Below are 2,611 nucleotides of genomic sequence, written 5' to 3' on the forward strand. Positions count from 1 at the left end.
GCGCCACCGCCAGCCCGCCCGTGCCCGGGACCAGCGTGCCCAGATCCGCGCTGTCCAGGATGTAACCGGCCCAGCAGAGCCCGGCCGCGAACGCCAGCAGCAGTCCGCCCAGCGGCGCCGTGAACCCGGACCCGAGACCGAGCAGGGCGACTCCCCCGGCGGCCAGCAAGGCCCACAGCAGGTCGACCAGCCGCCGGGTCTGCACCAGCGTGAGCAGCAGCGGGCCGAGGAACTCGACCGTCACGCCGACACCGAGCGGAACCGTGCGCAGGGCCAGGTAGAAGAGCAGATTCATGCCGGCCATGGCCACGCCGAGCAGCACGGCGGCCCGCCACGCCGCGGCGGACCAGCCACCGATCCGGGGGCGGAACGCGACGCCGAGGATGACGGCCGCGATCAACAGGCGCAGCAGCGTGACGCTGGCCGCGCCGAGGTCGTCGAACAGCGTGCGGGCGACGGCGCTGCCGACCTGGACGGACGCGATGGCGGTGAGGACGAGCAGTGGAGCCGGCACGGTGCGGCGCTCGCGGACGGTCGTGGTCATTCGGTCCGCAGCGCGACGACGGGATCGAGGCGGCCGGCGCGTTGCGCGGGCACGACGCCGAAGACGATGCCGACCAGCGCCGACACCCCGAACGCCAGGGCCAGTGACCACCAGGTGACGGCGGCCGGCACCGGGGACAGCCGGTCGACGAGCAGCGCGGCGGAGATGCCCAGCGCCATACCGATGACGCCTCCGATCGTGGTGAGCAGGACAGCTTCGAGCAGGAACTGCACGCCGATGTCGCGGGGCCGGGCGCCGACCGCCTTGCGCAGGCCGATCTCCCTGGTGCGTTCCCGCACCGACACCAGCATGATGTTGGAGACGCCGACGCCGCCGACCAGCAGGCTGATCCCGGCGATGGCGGCCAGGACGCCGGTCAGCACGCCCAGGATGTCGCCCAGCACGCCGAGGATCTGCTCCTGGGTGACCGCGCTGAAGTCGCTCTCCGGGTGGCGCTTGCTGAGGGCCGCGACGATGTCGGTGCCGAGGGTGTCGATGCGTTCCCGGTCGGGTGCGCGGATCGCCAGGGCGTCGATGCGGTCGGTGCCGAGCAGCCGCTGGGCCGCCGTGACGGGGATGTGCACCTCACTGTCGCGGTCCACGCCGAGGCTCTGGCCGAGCGCCTCGAAGGTGCCGATCACCCGGAACCGGACACCGCCGATGGTGATCTGCCGGCCGATCGGATCCCGGTCGCCGAAGAGCTGGCCGGCCACGCCGGCGCCCAGGACCGCGACGCGGCGGGCGGTGTTGACGTCCGAGCGGGTGAGGTAGGTGCCCCGGTCGAGGCGCCGGACGAAGACGCTCGGGGTGGTCTCGAGGACGCCCTGCATGCTGGCGAACGAGCTGCGGCTGCCCGCGCGTACGGTCTCGCCGGAGGCCACCGTCACCGCGACCCGGTTGCGGTCGCCGACGACCCGGGAGACGGCGTCGACGTCGTCGAGCGACAGCGTCGACACCGACGGCGCGGAGCCGGCCTCGAGCCGGCCCGGCACGACGATGAGCAGGTTGGAGCCGAGGCCCTCGACCTGCTGCTCGATCTGCTGCTTGGTGCCCGTGCCGATGGCCACGAGCGCGACCACCGCGGCCACGCCGATGACCACGCCGAGCATGGTGAGCACGCTGCGCAGCCGGTTGGCGCGCAGCGCGTCGAGGGCGACCCGCCAGGCCTCGGCCACTCTCACGCGGGGCCGTCCCCGGCGGCCGGGGCGGGCTCGACGATCAGCCCGTCGCGCATCACGATCTGCCGGTGGGCGCGCTCGGCGACCTCGCGGTCGTGGGTGACCAGGACGACGGCCACGCCGTCGGCGTTGAGCGACTCGAGCAGGGCCAGCACCGATTGGCCAGTGGTCGTGTCGAGATTGCCGGTGGGTTCGTCGGCCAGCAGCACCGACGGGCCGGTGACCAGCGCGCGGGCGATGGCCACCCGCTGCTGCTCGCCGCCGGACATCTGGTTGGGCCGGTGGTCCATCCGGTGGGCCAGGCCGACGCGTTCCAGCATCTCGCCGGCCCGGGCCCGGCGTTCCCGGCGGCCGATGCCGCGGTAGACCAGCGGCAGGGCCACGTTGTCCCGGGCCGTGGTGCGGGTGAGCAGGTGGAACGACTGGAAGACGAAGCCGATGGTCTCGTTGCGCAGCCGGGCCATCTCGGGCGGCGACAGCGTGGCGACGTCGCGGCCGCCGATGAGCAGGGTGCCGCCGGTGGGCCGGTCGAGCCCGCCGAGCAGGTGCATGAGGGTGGACTTGCCGGAGCCGGAGGTGCCGACGATGGCCAGGTAGTCGCCGTCGTGCACGGTCAGGGAGACGCCGCGCAGGGCGGCGACGGAGACGCCGTCCAGCTCGTACGTGCGCGAGACGTCCGTGGCCACGATGGCCGGGATGTCGCTCACGGCACGGTCTGCCCGGGACTGACCTGGTCGGCACCGCCCACGATGATCTGCTGGCCGGCGCCGATGCCGGAGACCACCTGCACGACGTCCTCGCCCTGGACCCCGAGCGTGACCGGCACCCGCTCAGCCTTGCCACCGCGGACGGTCCTGATGGTGTCGCGGCCGTCGGCGGACACCACGGC

The 2,611-nt window shown here is 73.6% G+C and carries 1 protein-coding gene and 3 pseudogenes; all 4 read right to left on the reverse strand.

The annotated features are described in order from the left end of the window. Positions 1–544: pseudogene (locus AB0C29_RS42840) on the reverse strand (EamA family transporter); the annotation flags it as partial. Beyond that, the gene (locus AB0C29_RS42845) at positions 541–1,725 is read right to left on the reverse strand and encodes an ABC transporter permease (protein WP_360833322.1); all 1,185 of its coding nucleotides are present in this window, start codon (positions 1,723–1,725) and stop codon (positions 541–543) included. The pseudogene AB0C29_RS42840 and the gene AB0C29_RS42845, both read right to left, overlap by 4 nt. Positions 1,726–1,757: 32 nt before the next feature. Then, positions 1,758–2,420, reverse strand: a pseudogene (locus AB0C29_RS42850) (ABC transporter ATP-binding protein); the annotation flags it as partial. A 5-nt stretch (positions 2,421–2,425) separates the two neighbouring features. After that, positions 2,426–2,611 (reverse strand): annotated as a pseudogene (locus AB0C29_RS42855) (efflux transporter periplasmic adaptor subunit); the annotation flags it as partial.

Origin of the sequence: Actinoplanes sp. NPDC048791 (genome assembly GCF_040650095.1) — a bacterium.
Lineage (GTDB): Bacteria > Actinomycetota > Actinomycetes > Mycobacteriales > Micromonosporaceae > Actinoplanes.